13 protein-coding genes, 2 rRNA genes and 1 pseudogene (1 of these 16 running past the window's edge) are annotated in these 22456 nt (G+C 60.5%); 3 read left to right on the top strand and 13 right to left on the bottom strand.

Features of this window, described 5'->3' with window-relative positions:
• Nucleotides 1–178: 178 nt before the first annotated feature.
• The 4 genes from nudC to I6L46_RS12780 all read right to left on the bottom strand — a co-directional run bounded on the left by nudC (nt 179) and on the right by I6L46_RS12780 (nt 6178).
• A complete protein-coding gene (gene nudC / locus I6L46_RS12765) occupies nt 179–958 on the bottom strand; it encodes an NAD(+) diphosphatase (RefSeq protein ID WP_216975778.1) in 780 nt (259 codons plus the stop codon).
• 221 nt (nt 959–1179) lie between these two features.
• Nucleotides 1180–4344, bottom strand: coding sequence for a bifunctional proline dehydrogenase/L-glutamate gamma-semialdehyde dehydrogenase PutA (gene putA / locus I6L46_RS12770; protein ID WP_216975780.1), 3165 nt, complete (start codon nt 4342–4344; stop codon nt 1180–1182).
• A gap of 329 nt (nt 4345–4673) precedes the next feature.
• A complete protein-coding gene (locus tag I6L46_RS12775; protein ID WP_042029683.1) occupies nt 4674–5279 on the bottom strand; it encodes a TIGR04211 family SH3 domain-containing protein in 606 nt (201 codons plus the stop codon).
• A gap of 146 nt (nt 5280–5425) precedes the next feature.
• On the bottom strand, nt 5426–6178 hold the full coding sequence (locus I6L46_RS12780; RefSeq protein WP_254203099.1) for a potassium channel family protein: 753 nt from the start codon (nt 6176–6178) through the stop codon (nt 5426–5428).
• Nucleotides 6179–6279: 101 nt separating this feature from the next.
• On the opposite strand from I6L46_RS12780, the gene I6L46_RS12785 reads away from it, so the two are divergent.
• The 3 genes from I6L46_RS12785 (at nt 6280) to I6L46_RS12795 (ending at nt 11970) form a co-directional block, all read left to right on the top strand.
• The gene (locus tag I6L46_RS12785) at nt 6280–7530 is read left to right on the top strand and encodes a methyl-accepting chemotaxis protein (RefSeq protein WP_184237551.1); all 1251 of its coding nucleotides are present in this window, start codon (nt 6280–6282) and stop codon (nt 7528–7530) included.
• A 205-nt stretch (nt 7531–7735) separates the two neighbouring features.
• Nucleotides 7736–10609 (top strand): bifunctional [glutamate--ammonia ligase]-adenylyl-L-tyrosine phosphorylase/[glutamate--ammonia-ligase] adenylyltransferase, encoded by a 2874-nt coding sequence (glnE, locus tag I6L46_RS12790; protein WP_216975785.1) that lies wholly within the window; start codon nt 7736–7738, stop codon nt 10607–10609.
• A 266-nt stretch (nt 10610–10875) separates the two neighbouring features.
• Nucleotides 10876–11970 carry a type I restriction endonuclease gene (locus I6L46_RS12795; RefSeq protein ID WP_216975787.1) on the top strand — a complete coding sequence of 365 codons (1095 nt, stop codon included), beginning with the start codon at nt 10876–10878 and terminating at the stop codon, nt 11968–11970.
• A 30-nt stretch (nt 11971–12000) separates the two neighbouring features.
• Here the strand turns inward: I6L46_RS12795 and I6L46_RS12800 are convergent, their stop codons facing one another.
• The 9 genes and pseudogenes from I6L46_RS12800 to I6L46_RS12840 all read right to left on the bottom strand — a co-directional run.
• Nucleotides 12001–12564, bottom strand: coding sequence for a GNAT family N-acetyltransferase (locus I6L46_RS12800; protein ID WP_216975789.1), 564 nt, complete (start codon nt 12562–12564; stop codon nt 12001–12003).
• A 95-nt stretch (nt 12565–12659) separates the two neighbouring features.
• A complete protein-coding gene (locus tag I6L46_RS12805; RefSeq protein ID WP_216975791.1) occupies nt 12660–14861 on the bottom strand; it encodes a glycoside hydrolase in 2202 nt (733 codons plus the stop codon).
• 258 nt (nt 14862–15119) lie between these two features.
• The gene (locus tag I6L46_RS12810; RefSeq protein WP_216975793.1) at nt 15120–15953 is read right to left on the bottom strand and encodes a DUF2861 family protein; all 834 of its coding nucleotides are present in this window, start codon (nt 15951–15953) and stop codon (nt 15120–15122) included.
• Complete coding sequence (locus I6L46_RS12815; RefSeq protein WP_204482597.1) at nt 15950–16597, bottom strand: response regulator transcription factor; 648 nt, start codon at nt 16595–16597, stop codon at nt 15950–15952. Before I6L46_RS12815 ends, I6L46_RS12810 begins: the two co-directional genes overlap by 4 nt.
• Nucleotides 16597–17976 (bottom strand): DUF3404 domain-containing protein, encoded by a 1380-nt coding sequence (locus tag I6L46_RS12820; protein ID WP_216975795.1) that lies wholly within the window; start codon nt 17974–17976, stop codon nt 16597–16599. Before I6L46_RS12820 ends, I6L46_RS12815 begins: the two co-directional genes overlap by 1 nt.
• A gap of 144 nt (nt 17977–18120) precedes the next feature.
• Nucleotides 18121–20284 (bottom strand): annotated as a pseudogene (locus I6L46_RS12825) (AsmA family protein).
• A gap of 132 nt (nt 20285–20416) precedes the next feature.
• A complete protein-coding gene (locus tag I6L46_RS12830; protein ID WP_216975797.1) occupies nt 20417–20923 on the bottom strand; it encodes an NUDIX domain-containing protein in 507 nt (168 codons plus the stop codon).
• Between the two features lie 183 nt (nt 20924–21106).
• Nucleotides 21107–21221, bottom strand: a 5S ribosomal RNA gene (gene rrf, locus I6L46_RS12835).
• An 81-nt stretch (nt 21222–21302) separates the two neighbouring features.
• A 23S ribosomal RNA gene (locus I6L46_RS12840) occupies nt 21303–22456 on the bottom strand (it continues 1735 nt past the right edge of the window).

A 22456-nucleotide genomic window follows, 5' to 3' on the forward strand; every position in this document is an offset into this window, starting at 1 on the left:
GTTCCTGAGTTCGTATCACGCATAAAATGGCGGCCATAATACCACTTTGCCCACCGGATCGGACTGCCCAAAACGTGGCAAATGGGCGCACGGTTGCAAAGATGTGAAGGGGCGCAAACCTGACCGCCCCGCTTGTAACAAGAAGTACAAAAGGATTGGCGAAAAGATAAGCGCCTCGTTACCCCTCGCCCGCCAGCGAACGCTCGATCAGCCGCCGGGCGATGGTGCCGTGGGGCGGCAAACGCGGCAAGCGGTCGGCGGTAAAGAAATCGGCGGCCACCAGTTCGTCATCCTGCACCCGGATCTCGCCGCTCTCGTAGTCGGCGGTGAAGCCCATCATCAGGCTGTGGGGAAATGGCCAGGACTGGCTCGCCACATAGCGCACATTGCGCACCCGGATGCCGCTCTCCTCGAACACCTCCCGCGCCACGCACTGCTCGAGATTCTCCCCCGCCTCCACAAACCCGGCCAGCACGGTATACATGGGATCATCCGCCTGATAGTGACGGCGATGGGCCGCCAGCAGGATCTCCGGCCCCTTGCGCACTGCCACGATAATGCAGGGTGAAATGCGCGGATAGGCCGTGTGGCCGTGGTGGCACACCTGCGCCCACTCCCCCGCCTTCGGGCTCATGGGGGCGCCGCACTCGCCGCAGAAACGGTGGGTGCGGCGGAAAGTGACGAGCTGCCAGGCGCGGCCCGCGAGACGAAAGCCCTCTTCGTCTCCCGCCACCATCAGCTGGCGCAGAGGGCTCATGGCGCTCGTGTCAGCCTCGTCCCCCAGATCCAGCAGATAACAGGGCAGTCCCTGCCACTCATCAAAACGCTCGAAAGGGGTGTCAGCCAGCTCAGCCGGCAGACACGCTTTACTGCCCTGTGGCACCTGACCTTGCTGATCGAGCAGTACCAGATGATCGCCCCCCAGCACGAACCAGCGGGCTTGTTCGGTTAATGACATCAGATAAACACTCTCGTTAAAACAAAACCCTGGCTACGGCGGGCCCGCCAAGGGACAAACGCCATGCGAATGGCTCCCATCTTACGACCAGCACGGGTCGCTGACGACCCCGCATTGGCCGATTGTCCCATTCGTAAAAAACGGATGGCGCAAATAAAGAGGCCGCCCGAAGGCGGCCCGCTGTTATCCGGCATCCAGTATCCGGCCTCTATCGACGCGGATCAGGCATCACCCATCGCCAGCAGGGAGGCGTTGCCGCCCACCGCAGTGGTGTTGATGGTGCGGGTCTTCTCGGTAACGAAGCGGCTCAGGTAGTGGGGGCCACCCGCCTTGGGGCCGGTGCCGGAGAGCCCCTGGCCGCCGAACGGCTGCACCCCGACCATGGCGCCGATCTGGTTGCGGTTGATGTAGACGTTGCCGACGTTGATGCGGCTCGCCAGCTCCTCGGCGTGGGATTCGTTGCGACTGTGGATCCCCAGCGTCAGGCCGTAGCCGGTGCCGTTGATGTCGCTGATCACCTTGTCCAGATCCCGGGTGGCGTAGCGCACCACGTGCAGGATGGGACCGAACTGCTCCTTCACCAGCTCGCGGATGGAGCCGATCTCCAGCGCGGTCGGCTGGACGAAGTGTCCCTCCATGGTCGCGGCGGGCATCGGCGCCTGGGCAATCAGGCGAGCACGCGGGATCATGTAGGCGAGGTGAGCATCGAGACCGGCCTTGGCATCGGCATCGATCACCGGGCCGACGTCGGTGTTGTGCTCGGTCGGGTTGCCCACTTTCAGCTCCTGCATGGCGCCGGTGAGGATCTCCAGCACCCGCTCGGCGATCTCCTCCTGCAGGTAGAGCACCCGCAGGGCCGAGCAGCGCTGACCGGCGCTCTGGAAGGCGGCGCTCACCACGTCGCGCACCACCTGCTCCGGCAGGGCGGTGGAGTCGACGATCATAGCGTTCTGGCCGCCGGTTTCGGCGATAAGCGGCAGGATGGCGCCATCGCGCTGGGCCAGGGTCATGTTGATGAGCTTGGCAGTCTCGGTGGAGCCGGTGAAGCAGACGCCGCCGATGCGCGGATCGGCTGTCAACTTGGCACCCACGGTGGCACCGTCACCGGGCAGCAGTTGCAGCACGTCGCCCGGAATACCGGCCTGATGGGCCAGAGTCACCGCCAGATGGGCTATAAGGCCGGTCTGCTCCGCCGGTTTGGCGATGACGGTGTTGCCGGTGGCCAGCGCAGCAGCAATTTGGCCGAGGAAGATCGCCAGCGGGAAGTTCCACGGGCTGATGCAGACAAAGACACCGCGCCCCTGCAGGAACAGCTCGTTCTGCTCGCCGGTATAACCGGGCAACAGGGTTGCCTGCCCCATCAGGCCGCGGGCCTGCACCGCGTAGTAGCGGCAGAAATCGACCGCTTCACGCACCTCGTCGATGCCATCTTGCAGCAACTTGCCCGCCTCGCGGGTACAGAGGGAGACGAACTGCTCGCGGTTCGCTTCCAACAGATCCGCCAGCTTCTCCAGCGCGGCAGCACGCTCGCTCACCGGGGTTTCACGCCAGCGCGGGAAGGCAGCGTGGGCAGATGCCAAAGCCTGTTCCACCGCCTGCTCGTCGGCCCAGTGGATCTTGCCGACAGTCAGGCTCACATCCTGCGGGCTCAGCACGGTGCGTGCCTCGCTGCGCTTGAGGGTCTCGCCATCGACGATGGGGCCCGCCAGCCACTGCTTGCTCTCCAGCTCTTTCAAGCGGGCGAAGAAGGGGCGCTGGATGGAGAGGATGTTCATGTTGACGCCGCTGGAGTTCTTGCGGTCGATGAAGAGGTGCACCGGCTGGGGAATGCGGTCGTTGGCAAAACCGGAGTAGCGCTTGAGAGTACGCAGCGGGTGCTCGGCCAGCGAGTCCACCGGGGTGTTGGGATCCACCAGCTTGTGAACGAAGGAGGTGTTGGCCCCGTTCTCCAGCAGGCGGCGTACCAGATAGGGCAGCAAGTCCTTGTGGGCGCCGACCGGCGCATAGATGCGGCAGTGCAGGCCGGGATTGTCGTTCAGCACGGCGTTGTGCAGCTCCTCCCCCATGCCGTGCAGACGCTGGAATTCAAACTGGCGATCACCGGCCATCTCCAGAATGCTGACCACGGTATTGGCATTGTGGGTGGCAAACTGGGGGGCGATAAAGCCACGGGTCGGCTCGCTCAGCAGGTAGCGGGCGCAGGCGAGGTAGGAGATATCGGTGCCCGCCTTGCGGGTAAAGAGCGGGTAGCCGGGCAGGCCCGCCTGCTGGGCATATTTCAGTTCGCTGTCCCAGTAGGCGCCTTTTACCAGTCGCACCGGAATGAGGTCACCCTGCTCGCGGGCCAGGGCGGTGAGCCAGCAGAGTACCGGCAGCGCGCGTTTGGAATAGGCCTGCACCACCATGCCGAGCTTGCCCCAGCCACGGTTGGCGTCGGAGCGGTAGAGCTGCTCGAACAGATCGAGAGAGAGCTCGAGGCGGTCCATCTCCTCGGCATCGATGCTGATGGCCACATCCTTGTCGCGGGCCAGACGCACCAGCCCCACCAGCCGCTCGCACATCTCGCCGAGCACCCGTTCACGGTTGGCTACGTCATAGCGCGGATGGAGCGCCGAGAGCTTGATGGAGATGGAAGGGGCCGGGCCGCCGTCGCTGATCCGCTCGTTGCCCACCGCCTCGATGGCGTTGCGGTAATCGGTCAGATACTTGTCGGCATCCTGCATGGTCAGTGCCGATTCACCCAGCATGTCGTAGGTGTGGGTGTAACCCAGCTCGCGGGATTTGCGGCTCGCCTTGAGCGCCTCTTTCATGTCGCGCCCCAGCACGAACTGCTTGCCCATGATCTTCATGGCGGCGTACATGGCGGATCGCACCACCGGCTCGCCCAGCTTGTTGACCATGCGCCCCAGCAGGTTGGCCGGGTTGCCGTCGAGCTTTTTATCGAGCTTGATGATCTTGCCGGTCAGCATCAGTCCCCAGGTGGAGGCGTTGACCAGAGTAGAGTCGCTCTTGCGGAAATGGGATGACCAGTTGGCGCCGGAGAGCTTGTCCTTGATCAGGGCGTCGGCGGTCTCGGCATCGGGAATCCGCAGCAGCGCCTCGGCCAGACACATCAGGATGATCCCCTCCTGGGTATCCAGGCTGTACTCCTGCAGGAAGGCGTCGATACCGTCACCGGAGCCGCTCTCCTTGCGCACCTTGGTCACCAGAGTACGGGCACGCTGGGTCACCTGCTCCAGCGAGGCGCCATCCCCCGGCAGCATGGCCGACAGTTCGGCCAGATAGGCATTTTCATCCACCACGTAGTTCTGGGTGATGGCTTCGCGCAGGGCGGCCAGATCAGAGGGGATATAGTCAGCGGCAAGCACTTGAGTAGCTTTGAACATATGGGGTCTTCCTGTACGCCCTAAGGCTGATATCGACAAAGGCGGTCGCGCCGCCGAAACGTCGACAATGTATACAATATCCTCCCCTATATGAAATGAATTTGTTGCCACTCTTTAACAAAGATCGCTAATTCACCCCATTCATTCCCTTTTGACGCCAGCCCGCCAGTAAACATGAAGGTCATCTGACTTCATTTTGTATACGATCTGCCTCCACCCTGTCGCAAAACAGCCACGCATTCCGCCCAATAGCGGAGGCCGCCAATGTGCCCAAAAAAAGAAGGGCCGCCACGGCGACCCTTCTCATCAATTCAGTCAGCCAGAGGCTGTCAGTTCATCCAGCGATCGCCACGGCTGCGACGGCGAGGCAGCATGGGCAACAGGATGCCAAGCAGGATACCGGCACCAACCATGGCACCACCACGGATGAACCAGTCCATCTGCATGTCGTGCTCCTGATTGTCGTAGCTCTGGGTCAGGGCATCATTCTGCTCTTTGAGATTGTTCATCTCTTCACCCTGGCTGGCCAGCTGGGCCTTGAGGGCGGCAATCTCCTTGCTCTGGGCTGCGATCTGGCCATCCTTCTCGGCGAAGCGTTTCTCGTTGTCGCCGTTGAGGTTTTGCAGGCGGGCCTTGAGCTCGTCACGCTCCTTTTCTACCTGCGGCAGCTGCTCGCGCAGGCTGATCTGGCTCTGCAGTTCGCTGCTTTTGATCCATCCATCACGGCCGCGACCGTCCACCACCTGAGTGAAACCGGCCTCGCCGTTCACCGCCTTCACCTCCAGCGGTTCACCAGCCTTGACGCTACCGAGGATCCGGTACTGGGTACCAGGACCATTGTGGATAAAGGTAAAGATGTTGTCTGAAACATAACGGGTATCGGCCAGTGCCTGTTGGGCACACAAGCAGATCAAAATCCCGAGAAGGGCGCGCATGGTCGATCGGTTCTCTTTTTCAGGTTTGGACAAGAGGTTGAATGTTAAGCCGCCAGCAGGTTAAAGGACAAGCAAAGAAAAAGCACCTCCCCCGGATTAAAGAGCGCAGAGTTGCGAGTCACCTCGCAACTTGCCCGTCCGCGGCCTCACTTGTTTTTCAGCTCCTGCACCTCGCTGCGCAGGGCGCGGATCTCCCGCAGCAGATCCTCTTGCTGGTTGTTGTAGTGATGACGCCACTTGTCGGTCTCGCCATCCCCCTTGTTGGGCTGCAAAAACAGGCTGGCCATAAAACCGCTGATGGCACCAAACAGACCGACCCCGAACAGGATCAGCAGGCTGGCGACAAACCGCCCCTCCTCTGTCTTGGGCACCAGATCCCCGTAACCCACTGTCGATAGGGTCACCAGCGTCCACCAGAACGCGTCATAGGGTGTCTCAATCTGGCTGCCGGGCTGGCCTGACTCAATCCAGTACATGACGCCGGAGCCCACCCCCAGCAGCAGGAAGAACAGAAACAGGATGCCGGAGAGGGTGGTCTCGTTGCGCTCGCGACGGAACATGGCCCAGAGATCCGGGTGCTCCTTGAATAGCTGATAGACCCGCCACAGCTGGATCAACCGCGCCCAGCGCAGTTGCTCCGCCATCGGCAGGCTACCCGGCAGATAGATCCAGTTGGCCTTGAAATAGGCCTTGCGATCGGAGGACCGGATCCAGCCATAAGCAAAGTGCGCGAGGAAGAAGTAGCAGATCAGACTGTCGAGGTCATAGAAGAGCTGCAGGGTCTGTGGTGTCAGGCTCTCATGGCCCCACCAGCGAGCCGTCACCAGCACAACCGAGATAATCGACAGAAATGCCATCAGCAGATCCATCGCCCGCAGATGAGTTAAGTGATGTCGCATACATTTTCCAACTTTAAGCACAGTGCAAATTAATAAAAGAGAAGATAATGCCGATAGTCCTGAGGGCAAAGGAAAAAACGGCTTTTAAAAGGAGAATGACAATGCAGCTGAACCTGCTGGAGAAAAGAATGAGCAACATCCGGTTGGTACCCAAAGTGGTGCTGCTGATGGTGTTCAGTACCCTCCTGCTACTGACAAAACTCTGGTTTGACGCCAACAATCTGGAAGCGACCCTGCTCAGCGAAGGGCTCGATCCCGCCAAAGCGGATGCGATCTCCAATCGCCTGCTCTGGACCGGTCTGATGGAGACCGCCATCATGGGGCTGCTGTTCGTGATCCTGCTGCTCACCGGCTCCCGCCTGATGGTCAAGCAGGTGCACTATCTGGTGGGCCTGCTGGAGCGCTTCGCCAAGCGGGACCTCAGCCACAAGGTACTGCTCAAGTCTCGTGACGAATTCGGTGACATCGCCAAGGCGGTCTCCCACTCGCAGGAGAACCTCAAAGAGGTGTTTGGCAACCAGCGCGCCGCCTGCAAGGAGCTCAACGACATCGCCTCCCAGGTGACCCTTTGCATGGAAGAGGCCAACGAAGCGATCAACGAAGAGTTCACCCAGATCGAACAGCTGGCCAGCGCCATGAGCCAGATGGTCGGTGCCATTCGCGAAGTGGCCGCCCATGCGGAGCAGGCCTCTCACGCCACCGCCGAGACCAGCCAACTGGCGGAAGAGGGGAGCCGCTGCGTCGCCGACACCGTCAGCACCATAGACACCCTCTCCGGCAACATCCAGCGCTCCGCCACCGTGGTCAACGAGGTGGAGCAGGGGGTCGAGCGCATTGGCTCGGTAGTCGACACCATTCGCGGCATCTCGGAGCAGACCAACCTGTTGGCACTGAACGCCGCCATCGAAGCGGCTCGCGCCGGTGAAGCAGGTCGTGGCTTTGCCGTGGTGGCCTCCGAAGTGCGCGAGCTGGCCAACCGGGCTCAGGCCGCCACCGTCGAGATCCAGAAGATGATCGAACAGCTGCAGGGCAATGCCCATCAGGCTGGCGAGCTGATGGCCCAAAGCGTACAACAGGCCGACAAGGGGGTGGAACAGGTGACCCAGGCCGGTACACAGCTCGCCACCATAGTGCAGCGGGTACAGGGCGTGGCCGACATGAACCGCCACATCGCCGCCGCCTCCGAGCAACAAAGCTCGGTCGCCGAAGAGATGCGCGGTAATCTGGAGCAGGTCAAGCAGATCGCCGAAGGCTCCGTCGTGGTGCTGCGCGAGCTGCAAGAGGCCTCCGAGCTGGTCGAGCAGCACAGCAAGGAGCTCGACAGCCAGATCCAGTCCTTCAAGCTGGCGTGACCACAGCGCATAGACAGAAAGGCCCTGAGGGGCCTTTCTTCATATCCCCACCAGCAACCCATTTTCCTTTCTGGATCATGCTTCTCGCCCCTGCGCTGTGACGCGGGAGCCTGACAGTGCTAGATTGGCAACCACCATTTTGAACCGGCAGCGTTGTTAACCCCGTGTCGTTAACCCGCTGTCGTGAACCACAAGGACGGCAACCGTGGCCCAGCACTCTCCCTCTTTCTCCGCCCTCTCCCCCCTGCTGCAAGAACAGGCCGAGCGCCAATGGCAGCGACTGGTCGAGCTAGCCCCCGACTATGGCTCGCTGCCCGAGCCCGTTCGCCAGACCCTGCAGACCCTGCTCGGCCTCTCCGATTTTGTCGCCGACTCCCTCTTCAAACAGCCGGAGTTGCTGACCGAGCTGCTCGCCTCCGGAGATCTGGAGCGCTCCGAACGCTGGCCCGCCTACCAGAGCGATCTGACCGCCCTGCTCGCCGAGGTAAGCGATGAAGAGGCGCTCAAGCGTATCCTGCGCCAGTTCCGCCGCAGCCGCATGCTGGTGATCGCCTGGCGCGAGCTGCTGGGCCATGCGGCGGTGGAAGAGAGCTTTATCCATCTCACCAAACTGGCGGATGCCCTGATCTGCTCCGCTCGCGACTGGCTCTACGCCAAACAGTGCAGCGAGCTGGGCACCCCGATGGACGGCAATGGCAACCCGCAGCCGCTGCTCATTCTCGGTATGGGCAAGCTGGGAGGTGGCGAGCTCAACTTCTCCTCGGATATCGACCTTATCTTCACATTCCCCGAGAACGGCTACACGGTCGGCGGGCGGCGCGAGCTCGCCAACCAGCAGTTCTTTATCAAGCTCGGCCAGCGCATCATCAACGCCCTTCACCAGCCCACCCAGGATGGTCAGGTGTTCCGGGTTGATATGCGACTACGCCCGTTTGGCGATGCGGGGCCGCTGGCCATCTCCTTCGCCGCCATGGAGGATTATTACCAGCACCACGGCCGCAACTGGGAGCGCTACGCCATGGTCAAAGCGCGGGTACTGGGGCCCCAGTGCGAGCACGAGGTGGAGCTGGCCGAGATGCTGCGCCCCTTCGTGTTTCGCCGCTATATCGACTTTGGCGTCATCGACGGCCTGCGCCAGATGAAGGCGATGATCGCCGCCGAGGTGCGCCGCAAGGGGCTGGAGGGCAACATCAAGCTGGGGGCTGGCGGCATCCGTGAAGTGGAGTTTATCGCCCAGGCGCTGCAACTTATTCGCGGCGGCCGTGAACCGGCACTGCGGGTGCGTCACCTGCCGGAGGCGCTGGCCGCCATCGCCCAATGTGGCGCCCTCGAATCCGCCCATTGCGACCGCTTGCTGACGACCTATCGTTTCCTGCGCCGGGTCGAAAACATCCTGCAGGAGATCGGCGATCAACAGACCCAGACCCTGCCCACCGAAGAGCGGGATCGCCAGCGGCTGATCGCCGCCCTCGGCTTTGCCGACTGGGGCACCTTTATGGCTTATCTGGATGAGGAGATGGCGGCCGTCCATCAGGAGTTCGCCGCCGTGGTGGGGGAAGAGAAAGAGGCACCCGCCCATCTGGAGCAGCTCTGGCTCGATCTCTGGCGCACCGAGCTCGATGCCGCCGAGCTGGAAAAATTGCTGACTGCTCAAGGGGTCGTCGAGCCCGCTCCGCTCTGCGCCGCCCTGCTGCGCTTCAAGGAGGAGTACAAGCGCCGTCAGGTGGGGCCGCAGGGGCGCATCGCGCTGGACTGGCTGATGCCGGAGCTGCTGCGGCTGGTGGTCGCCAGTGAGCAACCCGCCCGCCTGTTCGAGCGGGTCTGTGAGCTGCTTACCCGCATCTTCACCCGCAGCGCCTATCTGCAACTGCTGGCGGAAAACCCGGGCGCCCTGCGCCAGCTGGTACGGCTGTGCGACGCCAGCCATCTGGTGAGCGAACAGCTGGCCCGCTACCCCATCCTGCTGGATGAGCTGCTCGATCCCCAGCACCTCTACCACCCCACCCCGCTCGATCAGTACAAGCCCCAGCTGCGCCAGTTCCTGCTGCGCATCCCCGAGGAAGATGTGGAGCAGCAGATGGAGGCGCTGCGCCAGTTCAAACAGGTGCAGCTGCTGCGCATCGTGGCGGCCGACATCGCCGGCGCCCTGCCGCTGATGAAGGTGAGCGACCACCTCACCTGGCTGGCGGAGGCGATCACCGAAGAGGTGGTCAATCAGGCGTGGGCCCAGATGAGCGAGCGCTACGGGGTACCGCCCGAGGTGGCAACCAGTGGCCAGCGCGGTTTTGCGGTGGTGGCCTATGGCAAGCTGGGCGGTATCGAGCTCGGCTACGGCTCGGATCTCGATCTGGTATTCCTGCACGGCGGCGACCCCAACAGCTACACAGATGGCCGCAAGCCCATCGACAGCCGCCAGTTCTACCTGCGCCTCGCCCAGCGGATCCTGCACCTGTTCAGCACCCGCACCCCGTCCGGCATTCTCTACGAGATCGATATGCGGCTGCGTCCCTCCGGCGACTCCGGCCTGCTGGTCTCGTCGCTGTCGGCCTACGAGCAATACCAGCAAAACGAGGCATGGACCTGGGAACATCAGGCGCTGGTGCGGGCTCGCCCCATCTATGGCGATGATGCCATCGTTGCCGAGTTTGCCCGTATCCGCCGCGATGTGCTGGCCAAGGAGCGGGAGCGGCCGACCCTGGCCCGCGAGGTGCGCGAGATGCGCCACAAGATGCGGGATCACCTGCTGAAAGCGGGTGCCGGCGAGTTCGACCTCAAGCAGTCCCCCGGCGGCATGGTGGATATCGAGTTTATCGCCCAGTATCTGGTGCTGGCCCACGCCTGCGGCGAGCCCGATGCCCTCACCCGCTGGTCCGATAACGTGCGCATCTTCGACGAGTGCGTGATGGCGGGGGTGCTGACCCTGGAGCAGGCGGAGGGGCTGAAACAGGCCTATCTGGAGATCCGCAACCTCGGCCATCGCCTCAACCTCTCGGAGATCTCCCGCAAGGTGAGCGACGATCAGCTGCAAAACGAGCGCAGCCATGTGCTCGCCGTCTGGCACAAGCTGCTGGGGGAGTGAGATAAACCACAGCAGGTTCAACGAGAAAAGGGGCGCTTGGGTGCCCCTTTTTAATATAAATATCAGCTACAAGCTCATATTTTCTTCATATAACACTCAATAGCGGTGAGCTGGATCCTGTTTCAGGCATACCAGCCTTGGAATCGTATGGCACTTTGCTGAATATACGTAGAGATAAACCGTCTCTATGACCTCACCTGATTTTTGGCCAGATATGACGGTGAATATCAACTCAACAATTCCAGTCCCAGCGCAGAGAGGAAACAATGGATTTTTCAGAGCAGCTGCAGAGTCTAGCCAAAAAGATTGCTCAACAGTCATCGATGATCACCACAGAAGAAGCAACCAAAAACGCATTTGTCATGCCATTTCTCAATCGTGTACTTGGTTATGATGTGTTTGATCCTACGGAGGTGATTCCGGAATTCACCGCAGATACAGGCATCAAAAAAGGGGAAAAGGTTGACTACGCCATTCTCAAAGATGGCCAAGTGCAAATTCTGGTTGAGTGTAAAAAATACAGTGAAAAACTCTCGGCCAAGCACTCTGGGCAACTCTTTCGCTATTTTTCAGTTACCAATGCTCGAATCGGCATTCTTACCAATGGGGCACAATATGAGTTCTACACAGACCTTGATGCCCCAAACAAAATGGACGAAAAACCATTTTTGACGCTCGATCTGGAAGACATAGATGAACACATAGTGCCTGAGGTATTAAAACTAACCAAAACCTCTTTCGATGTTGATTCAGTTGTCGATGCAGCTGGTGAACTGAAGTACCTTAGCCAGATCAAAAAATTGCTAGCCGAACAATTTGGCTCACCGGAAGAAGACTTTGTTAAGTTCTTTGCATCCAGAATCTATGACGGTGTACTGACGGCAAAGGTCAAACAGTCCTTTACCGACATTACCAAGAAGGCACTTAGCCAATTTCTGAATGACAGCATCAATGCAAGATTGAAATCTGCGATTGGTGGCAGTGTCAACACCTCAACTATCCAACCGGCATTTGATAGTAATCCATCAAGTGATAACAATAATGCCGAAGGCTGTAGTGAGGAAAAATCAAAGATCGATACAACGATTGAAGAGATGGAAGGCTTTAATGTTGTCAAAGCAATTCTGAGACAGCGATTTGATGTAACAAGAATCGCGGCAAGAGATACCCAAAGTTATTTTGGTATTCTCCTCGACGATAATAATCGCAAGCCGTTATGCCGGTTGCATTTCAATGCAAGACAGAAATATATCGGTTTATTCGATGCTGACAAAAAAGAGACTAGGCATCCTATTTCCTCGATCGATGAAATCTTTACCTTTGCAGATCAGTTGCTGACCGCGACATCAGTCTATGAATAGTTGCAATTAGGAGGGGGGATAATCCCCCCTTCATCTCGTAATGAACATCCCCGTTTTACAACTCAAGCCGTGCTCCATCACCGTCTCCACCAGCATCTGGTTGAAACGCTGATAGGCCTCTTCCTCAAGAAGCCCCGGATAGCTCAACACCCGCAGCGCATGTCCTTGATAATCAGAATGATAGGGCGGGTGGACATGAGCATAGTCGTTGAGACAAAAGCCCAGCCCCTGATAGAAGCGCAGACGGCGAATGGCAATCTCATCCTCTGGCGGATCGATCTCGAGAATGACGGTTTTGCCTGCCCGCTCGCAAAATTCGGCCAGCAGGCGGCTGCCGTAGTTGCGGCCGCGCAGCGCCGGATTGATGGCCAGATGCTCGATATAGATCTGCTCACCGCACGCCCACCAGAAGATGAAACCGAGCAGCAGGCCGTCCTGATAAAAGATTTGGCAGTGATAGCGAGGATCCCGCATCTTCTGGGGCTGATGCTGTGACTGGCGCTGCTCGTAGCGGGGAAAACTCTCGCCATAGATCTGCCAGACCAGCGGCCACGCCGGATGGTTTACCTCTCTAATCACTTCACTCTCAATCATCAGAACTGCCTCTCATCTATTTTGCAGAACGTTCATCTATACATAAAAAGTTCCGCCACATCATCCTCTAATGAAATAAAAGCCAGAACGCCCGATTAGCGGGCGCCATCCGGTTGCGAGACAAACTGCTGCTGGCTGCTATCGGGCAACAGCGCCAACACGCTTTGAGCGGCCAGTTTGATCCCTGCCAGCTCGGTGGCCGGGCCGAAGTTGGCAATCAGTCTAGTGCCATCGGCAAACTCGCTCTGCTGCACCACTCCTCTTTTATCGAGCCAGCGAAAACCGGTGAGGGACTGGTTGTAGAGCCGCTCATGCAGCGGACGGAAGAAGGCATCGAGCCCCTTGAGGTAGGGAATACGCGCACTGGCGCTGTCCAGACTGAGGTTGAGCAGCGGCGGCACGTTGTAGAGCTGCTGCAACAGCTCGGTTACCTGACGGCTCTCCCTAAATTTGAGGCTATCCATCGTCCAGTGGTGGGTGGTCACTATGCTGTCGTGAAAGACGCTCTGAAACAGCGGCAGCCGCAGCGCCGGATCGAAGTAGAGCCCCTGATACTCAGGTTTTAGGTGGCTCTGGCGAAAGAAAAATGCAGGCTGATAGTCGGGATACCAGGCCCCCAGATAGTAGGGAGAGCGCTTGTTGCGGCGCATATCGGGATCCTGCCAGCCAAAGCCGCTGGTCTGGGGGCCGTGGGCAAAGGCCGCAGTGCGGTTGGCAACCGCGCCGCCCTCCTCGGAGCCCACCAGCACCCCCTGACTCCTGGCAATCCACGCCATCCCGGCCATCCGGTTTTGCGCATCCTGCGCCTGGCTGGTCGGCTTGGCCGGGTCGAAGTCGTCAAACACCATGCCGGTCGCCGCCACATCGAGGAACCAGCTGTTGTAGTGGCTCGCCTGCTGCAATTTTGGCACTCGCTGCTCCATCACCGGGCGCACACAGGCCTGATTGGTGTAGACACCGCTGCTTTGAAAGCCGCTCTTGCGCCGTCCGTTCTCCAGCATGATGCCGCAGCGCAGATAGATATCCTGCCCCATCTGGGCGGTGAGCCAGCTCTGTTGGCTATTCCTCTCAGGCAGCGCGGTATCGTAAGAGTCGTAAGGGGCGATGAGATAGCCCGCATCTTTGGCAAGCGCTATCCCCTCTGGCGCAGCAAAACCGGCGGTCCACTGGGGCAGCCCCAGCCAGAGTCTGGGTAGTCCAGCCTGCTTGAGAGCGGCGATCATCTTGGCCGAGCTGCCATCACCCCAACTCTGCGGCTCGTTGAGCGCCGCCCCCAGTTGCGTGGCCGCCAGCGTGCGCCGGGCGGCGAAATCGGCCGGTTGCTGACCCGGATGGCGCAGCGCCAGCGCCTGCTCAACTCCGGTCAGCACCAGATTTTGCAGATAGCGGTTGCGCTCAAGATCGGGCGCTTGCAGCGCACTTTTACTCTCCCCCTTGAGCCAGTCGGCGGGGATCAGGCGGCGCAACTCGGGCCAACTCTTCACATCCTGTGGCACCAGCAGTCGCTCGCCCCAGAGGTAGAGGTGAGAGGCACCGATCAGCCGCTTGCCATCCGGCACCGCCGCCAGCTTGCTCTCGAGCGAGACCAGCTCGCCCCGCTCCTGCAGCCAGCTGCGATAGACCTTGGCCGCCGCCAGCCAGTCGTTGCCCGGCTGCAGCGACACCGCCACCTCATAGGGGTCGGCAAGATTGAGGCGATTGACGCTATGGGTCGCCGTCAGGGCAATGCCATCTTTCCTCGGCGTAAAAGTGAGCCGGTTGTTGAAGGGGTTGGCAAAGAGGATCGCCAGCTGCTGATCCCCGTGATCCAGCCCGACCAGCGGCAGGGTGAGATTTTCGGTGGTATTGATCCCTTGATACTCCTGCGCCAGCGCCTTGCGCCACTCGGGATGATCAACCGGGATGCGAAAACCCTCGTGGATCGGCAGCATCAGCGCCTGCGCCCCTGCCGGCACTCGCGGCCACACCAGCTCGCCAGCACTCGCACGACTCAAGCTGAGGATCAGACGGTTGCCCTCGAGACGGGCAGAGGCTCGCACCTCGCCATCGGCACGAGTCAGCCAGCTGGCACGCTCCCCCTCCTGCTGCAAGGCGGTGACCGGTTGGTGCGGACCGGGGGAAGAGATGGCAAGGTGCTGGCCCGAGGGTAGGATAGCCTCGGCCGCCAGAGTGGCGGGATCCAGCTCGATGCGCCACTGATCGTTGGCCAGAGTCAACGCCTCGGCAGGCAGGGAGAGCAGCGGCATCAACAGCAGCAGCGGGCGCATCCGGCTCGCCAGCACGGGGAAAGAAGTCATGGTCGGTGATTCCTGATAAAAACGGGAGCCGCCATTGCAGCAGATCGGCAGGCTCAGATTGTCAGAGCAATGTCAGGATTAAACACAGATTGGCGGCGGAGGCTTCTCTCAGCCATGTCCCGTTTAATAGCCCCCACCATCCACTGAGCAATTGTTGCAAATAACATCAACAAAAAGTGACAGTCATTGCACCAGCGAAACAATCTCTGCCCGAAGCTGGCCATCCATCGCTGCCAGCCGCGACTCAACCCCTTGGCATCACTCCACCGGCCCCGCCTGACTGTGACTCAGCTGCAACACCAGCTGACCGCGCTGGCTGGTCTGCACCAGCGAGAGGGTGTGCCAACTGTCGGGCGTGGCGGCAGGCCAACCGACCTTGCCATCGAGAGGCAGACGGTTCCACCACAGCAGGGAATATTGCGGGCGGGCCAGCACAGCCTGATCGAGCCAGAGCGGAGTGCACGAAGCGGGATTGGCGGGGGGATTGGCCACCGCCAGCGGCGAGCGGGAGAGCCAGTCCAGATCCTGCACCGCAGGCAGCGGCAGCACTACCTGCCACGCTTTGCCCGCCACCGTCAGCCGCAGCTGATAGAGGCCAGCTGGCAAAGGCGTCGGTAGATCGGCCCCGACAACCCTGACTCCGGAGTTCTCTTCCGCCTCCCACTGAGCGCCTGCCAGTCGGTCACGGCCAGCGGGATCGACAAGTTCAGCGGCGGTGATGGCCCCCTCCCCGGTCAACTGCACCCGATAATCCCGCAGCAGCGGCGCATCGCGCTGGATCAGCTCAAGGCGCAGCTCGCTCACCCCATCAGGCAAGGTCAGTGGGAAATCCTTGCCGCAGTGCTGGGCACTCAGCGCGGCCAGCATCCCCTGCCAGCTACGGCGCTCGGCATCGCTGTTGAGGGCAGGCCAAGCCTGCTGCAAAGATTGCCAGGCGTGCCGGTTATCCCCCTGCAACAGTGCCAAGGTAGCCGGTTGCAGCGGGTCGGCGCGTTCGGTTTCCTGGAGGCGTTCGGTTGCCATCACACAGCTTGCGTTCAGCAAGCCGACGCTTAGAGCCAACAGCAGCCCAGCCAGCGTTGCACGCTTCACGTTGGCACCTCCAGCCGGTAGCCGATGCCGCGCACCGTCTCGATGGCCAGTCCGGGCAGCTTCTGGCGCAGTTGCAGAATATGGGTATCGACGGTGCGAGTGGAGGGAAACGCCTGATAGCCCCATACCCGGTTGAGGATCTCCTCCCGGCTCAGCACCCGCCCCGCCATCCGCACCAGCAGGGTGAGCAGGGCAAACTCGGTGGGGGTAAAGCTCACCTCCACATCCTGCCAACTCGCCTGCATCCGGGCGGGATGAAGCTGCAAGCCGCCCACCGCCTGAGTGCCATCCCCCAGCTGACGCAGCTGGGCACGGATCCGTGCCAGCAGCTCGTCGTGAGAGAAGGGTTTGGTCAGGTAGTCGCGCGCCCCCGCATCGAGCCCGGCCACCCGATCACTCACCTCCACCCTTGCGGTGAGCACGATCACCGGCAGCGCCTTGCGTGCCAGCCACTGGGGCAGCCAGTCGAGGGCATCCCCCTCCGGCATGGTGCGATCCAGCAGCACCAGATCCGCCGCCAGCCACTGCTGCTCCGCCGCAGCCAAGGTGTCGCACCAGAGGCAGCGATACCCCTCACGGGTCAGATAGCGTTGCAGGTTCTCCGCCAGCAGCGTCTCGTCTTCGACAAGCAGGATGGTCTTCATTATTCGGGGTCGCTCCAAAGTTGGCAGGGCAGCGTGAGGGTGAAGGTGGTGGGCGGGCCGGATAAGGCGAGGCGCCCGCCAAGGCGGCGCAGCAGATGGCGCACGATGGCAAGGCCCAGCCCCAGACCATCGGCACGGGCACCGCGGCGCAGCAGGGTAGCGAGCCGGTAACCCGGCAGCTCGCCGCCATCGCTGACCGCGAGGATCAAACGCCCCGCCTGCCAGCTGGCACAGATCCGAACCGGTGCACAGCCATGCTGGCTGGCGTTGCGCAGCAAATTGTCGAGGGCGAGATCGAGCCAGTAGAAGGGGAGCGCCAAAGTCATCTCCCGCTCAAGGCAGAAGGTGGCACCATGCCGCTCGCAGGCCAGGGTGAGCCATTCGGTGAGACTAACTGCAACCCGCTCATCCTCGAGGGTCTCTGCCGCCAGATAGTGGCGACTGGCCTGCGCCAGTTGATGCAGACGGGCGACACTGCCCAGCAGCTGACCCACGCTCTGCTGGGCGGAAGGGGGCAGCCGGTCGAAATCGTGGCGCAGCTCCTCGCTGATGCCAGAGAGCGCCATGATGGGAGTGCGCAGCTCGTGGGTCAGCATCTGCAACGCGACGCGCCGCTCCCGCAGCAGGCACCAGCGCTGCCAGCTGGCCCACCCCAGCAACAGGATAAAACCAAGCGAGCTGGCCAGCGCCAGCCACTGCCAGTCAAGCGTGGGGCGAGTATTGAAACAGATCGCTCCGACTCGCTCTTCACAAGTACCAGCGGTACGACTATCCAGCTTCACGCCAAGCCGCTCGGCCAGCGGTTGCCACTGCCCGGCACCATAACGGCGCCACTGCCCATCGGCAAGCACCCAGATCTGACCCGATTGCAGCAGCCAGCGCTCGCCCCGCAGCAGGGCATCGAGGTTGTCATCATCAAGCTCGCCAAGCTGCCCCAACCGGTCGCGCCGCTCCCGCACATGGAGCAGATCGTCGAGCTCGGCCGCCGGCTGGTGAGCTAGCCAGCGAGCCGCGCTGGAGCCGCCCAGCGGATAGATTAGGTGAGCGGCAAACCAGCTGGTCGAGGGCTTAGCCCCTTGGCCACAAAGCGCCCGCAGCAGCGGCAGCCACTCGGCGGGCAAGTCATTCTCTGTCCCGCACTCCTGCTGGTAGCGATAGATAGCCTGCAACTGGCGCAGCGGATAGCGCTGCCAGGCGGGATAGAGGGAGTCGGGAGCAATCAGGCGACGGTCGAGCCGCTGCACCTCGTCAAGAGGCTGCGCCTGTTCGGGAGCCTGCCTGGCCAGCTCGTCAGCCAGGCGATCCGCCAGCGACCCGGCCAGCACCGGAGAAGCCATGCCGTAGCAGATCAGGGAGCAGAGCAGCAGGATCAGGCGCATGGGTTCAACTCGAGATGACTCCGGATGAAGACACAGCAGATCACTGCGCCATAAAAAATGTCAGCGCCATTTTTCAATGGCGCTGACATCCGGTCAACCGCTAACGGCATTGGCGCGGCTCCCGCCAGCCATGTGAACCGTCACCTATTTGAACAGTCCCTTGAGCAGCTGGTCGGCCACACCTTTGACGGCATCGTTGTCGGCCTTGTCACCCAGCAGCTTCTTGAGGCCGCGTTCGGCCTCCTTGCGCGCCTTATCCTCCAGCAATTTGTTGTTGCTGAGCAGTGCCTTCACGTCGAGCTGGTAGCTGGGGGCCTGCCAGTGACCGCCGATCCGCACCGGAATGGTGATCTCCTTCAGCTCATCCACATCCTTGCCCCCCTGCCCCTTGCTGCTCTCGACAATGGAGGTGAGGAACAGGAAGTCGAGGCTCTCCGGCACCAGCGCCGTCTGCCCCTCGCCCTTGACCCGCAAGGCCGGGGCAAAGAGCTGGATGTCGTTGCTGCGGGCGATGCCGTCGGCAATCTGGAAGTTGGCGGTGAGGGCGCTGAAGTCGGTCTTGCGCGCCTCCTTCACCTGCTCGGCCCCCTTGCCGGTGAGGGTGGCCCGCGCCTCGCGGATCATCTCCGGCAGGTTGATGCCATGCAGGGCGCCGTCGCTCAGTTTCAATGTGACCTTGCCCCGCATCCCGTTGCGCAGTGCCAACGCAGAGAGACCGCGCCCCTGCACCTGCACATCGAGATCGCCCTTGCCCTCCAGCAGATCGCTCTGGGCCAGAGTCTGCAGCAAGTGACGAATGTTCACCCCGGCCACCTGCTTGTGCACCTTGTAGGTGGCGGGCTGCTGGCGCGCGTCGAGTACCCCGTTCGCGTTTACCTGACCGCCAGCCACGGTCGCGCTGAACTGTTTAAGCGTCAGCAGTCCCTTGGCCAGAGCCACCTGCAGATCGACAGCACCGAGATCCAGCCCTTTCAGGCGCAGGCTGCCGAGTTGCAGCCGACCATCCAGATCCACCCCTTTGAGCGCACCCAGATCCGGTTCGACCGTGGAAAGAGCTTCGCTCTTGCCGGTGACCGCTTTATTGCCACTTGCAGCGGCATTGGAGGCATCGGCCGCCGGTTTGCTCTCTTTCGCCTGTGCGGTCGTGGTCGGTGTCGCTTTGGCGAGCCAGCTGTCGAGATCCAGCTTCTCACCCTTGAGATCGAAAGTGATTGCAGGAACAGCACCAAGCTGCACGGTTCCATCACCACTCAGCAGCGCCTCATCAGCACTCATCACCAGCTTGCTCAGGGTAATCAACTGCTTGTCGAGCTCGGCACGGGCAAAACCGGCCAGTTTCAGCTTCATCTGCGGGCGTGGCAGCGCATCACCTTCCAGCGCTGCTGGTCAGCACCATATCGGAGAGTTCGGCAAGCTTCATCTCTTTATCGAGCCGTCCCTTGAGCGTTCCTTCCAGCGAGCCAGCCAGTGAAGCTTGCTGCCCCTCTACCTTGGCCCCTTTCAACGCCAACGTGAGGTTGCTCCACTCACCAAGGGCCAATCGGTCCCCCTTGATGGAGAAACTATCGAGTCGCAGGGACGGGTCACTCAGGCTGCCACTGAGGCTCAGATCTTTCAGTTCACTGGCCATCACTTCCTGCGCCAGCTTGATCTGGGTCTGCCCTTTAACGTCGAAAGCGAGCTTGTCGGCACTCCCCTTGGCGGCCAGCGTCACGGGTACCCACTGACCGGTGGCCAGCTGCCCCATATCGAGATCGAGGCGATCCAGTCGCAGCGAGGTGCCGCTGCGATCATCCTGTACCAGCGCGCTGGCCTGGGAGAGCGCGACACCCTGCAAGCTGATCTGCCAGGGCTTGCTATCAGCGGTTGGGGCAGGGGTTGCGGGGACGACAGGTTCGCTTGCATCAGCAGTGGCATCTTTGATCAGTCCGCTCAGATTGGAGCTGCCATCCGCCTTGGTCTGGATAAAGAGATGGGCGCCACTCAGGGTCACCTTTCCAATCTCCAGACGATGGGAGAGCAACGGCAACAGGGCCACCGAGGCCTCGCCCTGTTCGAAACGAACCAGATCCGGCTCGGCAAAGCCGGCCGGATTGCGCAGAGCCACCTTCTCCAGCGAGAGGCCGAGACTCGGCCAGAAACGCCAGTCAATCTCCCCCGCCATCACCAGTTCCCGGCCCGTGCTCTTGCGCACCTGTTCAGCCAGTTGGGGCTTGAATTGATTGGGGTCGATAAGGCTTATCAACGTCACTATGGCCAGCAAGGCCGCCACGGCGATGCCGAGCAAGATGAGAACTATCTTCTTCACGATATGCTCCTTGAATCCGGATCCACTGCTGACTATACCACTCACCGTCTGACGAATGGCGTCTGCGGGACAAAAGCGGACAAGGATGAGACAGGGATGGTCGCTGCCAATCCCCATCGTCATCAGCAGGGATCAGGCATGCAAAGGGGATTGCTGCAGCCGCGCCACCGCGGTGCGCGTCGATTCGAAAGCAAAGCGGGATAAGGAAATATCGCTGATCTTCAGCCACTGACAGGCGGCCACATCGTCAGCCGGCTGGATGACCGGTTTTTCACTCAGCTTGATGGCGAAAAAGGTGTCACAAGTGTGATAGGTGATGCCATCGTAGGGGTAGATATTGGGGAAGGAACCGAGATAGGTAAAAGGTTGGGCGCTGACATCGAGCCCCAGCTCCTCCTGCAACTCGCGCACCAGCGCCCCCTCCAGCGACTCGCCGGGATCGACAAATCCGCCAGGCAGATCCAGCAACCCCTTGCCCGGATTGCGGGCACGCACCGCAACCAGCACCTCGTCCTGCCAGCAAAGCGCCACCATCACCGCCGTCGCCACATTCTGGAAAAAATGAAAACCGCAGCCACAGCGAAACTCTTTGGGGCTGACGTTCTGCAGGGTTTGACCGCCGCATTTTGGACAAAACATGGGCTATCTCCGACGAAATAAAGCGCCATTTTAAGCTGTTGCGACCGTTTTTTATGAGTAAAACAGACGGGGAAGACGAGGAATTCAAAGGGAGAGGAATAAAACGGAGCAATTATCAGGCGATTTGCTGATTTTCAGGCAATAAAAAACCCCGCTCGATGAGCGGGGTTTCTTGTATTGGGTGCCTGGCAGTGTCCTACTCTCGCATGGCGAATGCCACACTACCATCGGCGCTACCGCGTTTCACTTCTGAGTTCGGCATGGGTTCAGGTGGTTCCACGGCGCTATGGCCGCCAGGCAAAATCTTCAATCTGAGAAAGCTGACGTAAGTAGTTCGTTCGTATTTGCTACAAGCCTTAGAACACTTCTTGGGTGTTGTATGGTTAAGCCTCACGGGTAATTAGTATGGGTTAGCTCAATGCATCGCTGCACTTACACACCCCACCTATCAACGTTGTGGTCTCCAACGGCCCTTTAGGACCCTCAAGGGGTCAGGGATGACTCATCTCAGGGCTCGCTTCCCGCTTAGATGCTTTCAGCGGTTATCGATTCCGAACTTAGCTACCGGGCAGTGCCACTGGCGTGACAACCCGAACACCAGAGGTTCGTTCACTCCGGTCCTCTCGTACTAGGAGCAACTCCCTTCAATCATCCAACGCCCACGGCAGATAGGGACCGAACTGTCTCACGACGTTCTGAACCCAGCTCGCGTACCACTTTAAATGGCGAACAGCCATACCCTTGGGACCGACTTCAGCCCCAGGATGTGATGAGCCGACATCGAGGTGCCAAACACCGCCGTCGATATGAACTCTTGGGCGGTATCAGCCTGTTATCCCCGGAGTACCTTTTATCCGTTGAGCGATGGCCCTTCCATTCAGAACCACCGGATCACTATGACCTACTTTCGTACCTGCTCGACCTGTCCGTCTCGCAGTTAAGCTGGCTTATGCCATTGCACTAACCTCCTGATGTCCGACCAGGATTAGCCAACCTTCGTGCTCCTCCGTTACTCTTTGGGAGGAGACCGCCCCAGTCAAACTACCCACCAGGCACTGTCCGCGAGCCCGATTCAGGGCCCTGCGTTAGAACATCAAACATACAAGGGTGGTATTTCAAGGACGGCTCCAGCGCAACTGGCGTCACGCCTTCAAAGCCTCCCACCTATCCTACACATGTAGGTTCAATGTTCAGTGCCAAGCTGTAGTAAAGGTTCACGGGGTCTTTCCGTCTAGCCGCGGGTACACCGCATCTTCACGGCGAATTCGATTTCACTGAGTCTCGGGTGGAGACAGCATGGCCATGGTTACACCATTCGTGCAGGTCGGAACTTACCCGACAAGGAATTTCGCTACCTTAGGACCGTTATAGTTACGGCCGCCGTTTACCGGGGCTTCGATCAAGAGCTTCGCTTGCGCTAACCCCATCAATTAACCTTCCGGCACCGGGCAGGTGTCACACCCTATACGTCCACTTTCGTGTTTGCAGAGTGCTGTGTTTTTGATAAACAGTCCCAGCCATCTGGTCACTGCG

This window comes from Aeromonas sp. FDAARGOS 1416 (genome assembly GCF_019048085.1).
In the GTDB taxonomy this organism is placed as follows: Bacteria; Pseudomonadota; Gammaproteobacteria; order Enterobacterales; family Aeromonadaceae; genus Aeromonas; species Aeromonas veronii.

Excerpts from the sequence above, each read along its gene's own strand:
- nudC (WP_216975778.1), bottom strand. The coding sequence starts at position 958 with ATGTCATTAACCGAACAAGCCCGCTGGTTCGTGCTGGGGGGCGATCAT.
- putA (WP_216975780.1), bottom strand. The coding sequence starts at position 4,344 with ATGTTCAAAGCTACTCAAGTGCTTGCCGCTGACTATATCCCCTCTGAT.
- I6L46_RS12775 (WP_042029683.1), bottom strand. The coding sequence starts at position 5,279 with ATGCGCGCCCTTCTCGGGATTTTGATCTGCTTGTGTGCCCAACAGGCA.
- I6L46_RS12780 (WP_254203099.1), bottom strand. The coding sequence starts at position 6,178 with ATGCGACATCACTTAACTCATCTGCGGGCGATGGATCTGCTGATGGCA.
- I6L46_RS12785 (WP_184237551.1), top strand. The coding sequence starts at position 6,280 with ATGCAGCTGAACCTGCTGGAGAAAAGAATGAGCAACATCCGGTTGGTA.
- I6L46_RS12795 (WP_216975787.1), top strand. The coding sequence starts at position 10,876 with ATGGATTTTTCAGAGCAGCTGCAGAGTCTAGCCAAAAAGATTGCTCAA.
- I6L46_RS12800 (WP_216975789.1), bottom strand. The coding sequence starts at position 12,564 with ATGATTGAGAGTGAAGTGATTAGAGAGGTAAACCATCCGGCGTGGCCG.
- I6L46_RS12805 (WP_216975791.1), bottom strand. The coding sequence starts at position 14,861 with ATGACTTCTTTCCCCGTGCTGGCGAGCCGGATGCGCCCGCTGCTGCTG.
- I6L46_RS12815 (WP_204482597.1), bottom strand. The coding sequence starts at position 16,597 with ATGAAGACCATCCTGCTTGTCGAAGACGAGACGCTGCTGGCGGAGAAC.
- I6L46_RS12820 (WP_216975795.1), bottom strand. The coding sequence starts at position 17,976 with ATGCGCCTGATCCTGCTGCTCTGCTCCCTGATCTGCTACGGCATGGCT.
- I6L46_RS12830 (WP_216975797.1), bottom strand. The coding sequence starts at position 20,923 with ATGTTTTGTCCAAAATGCGGCGGTCAAACCCTGCAGAACGTCAGCCCC.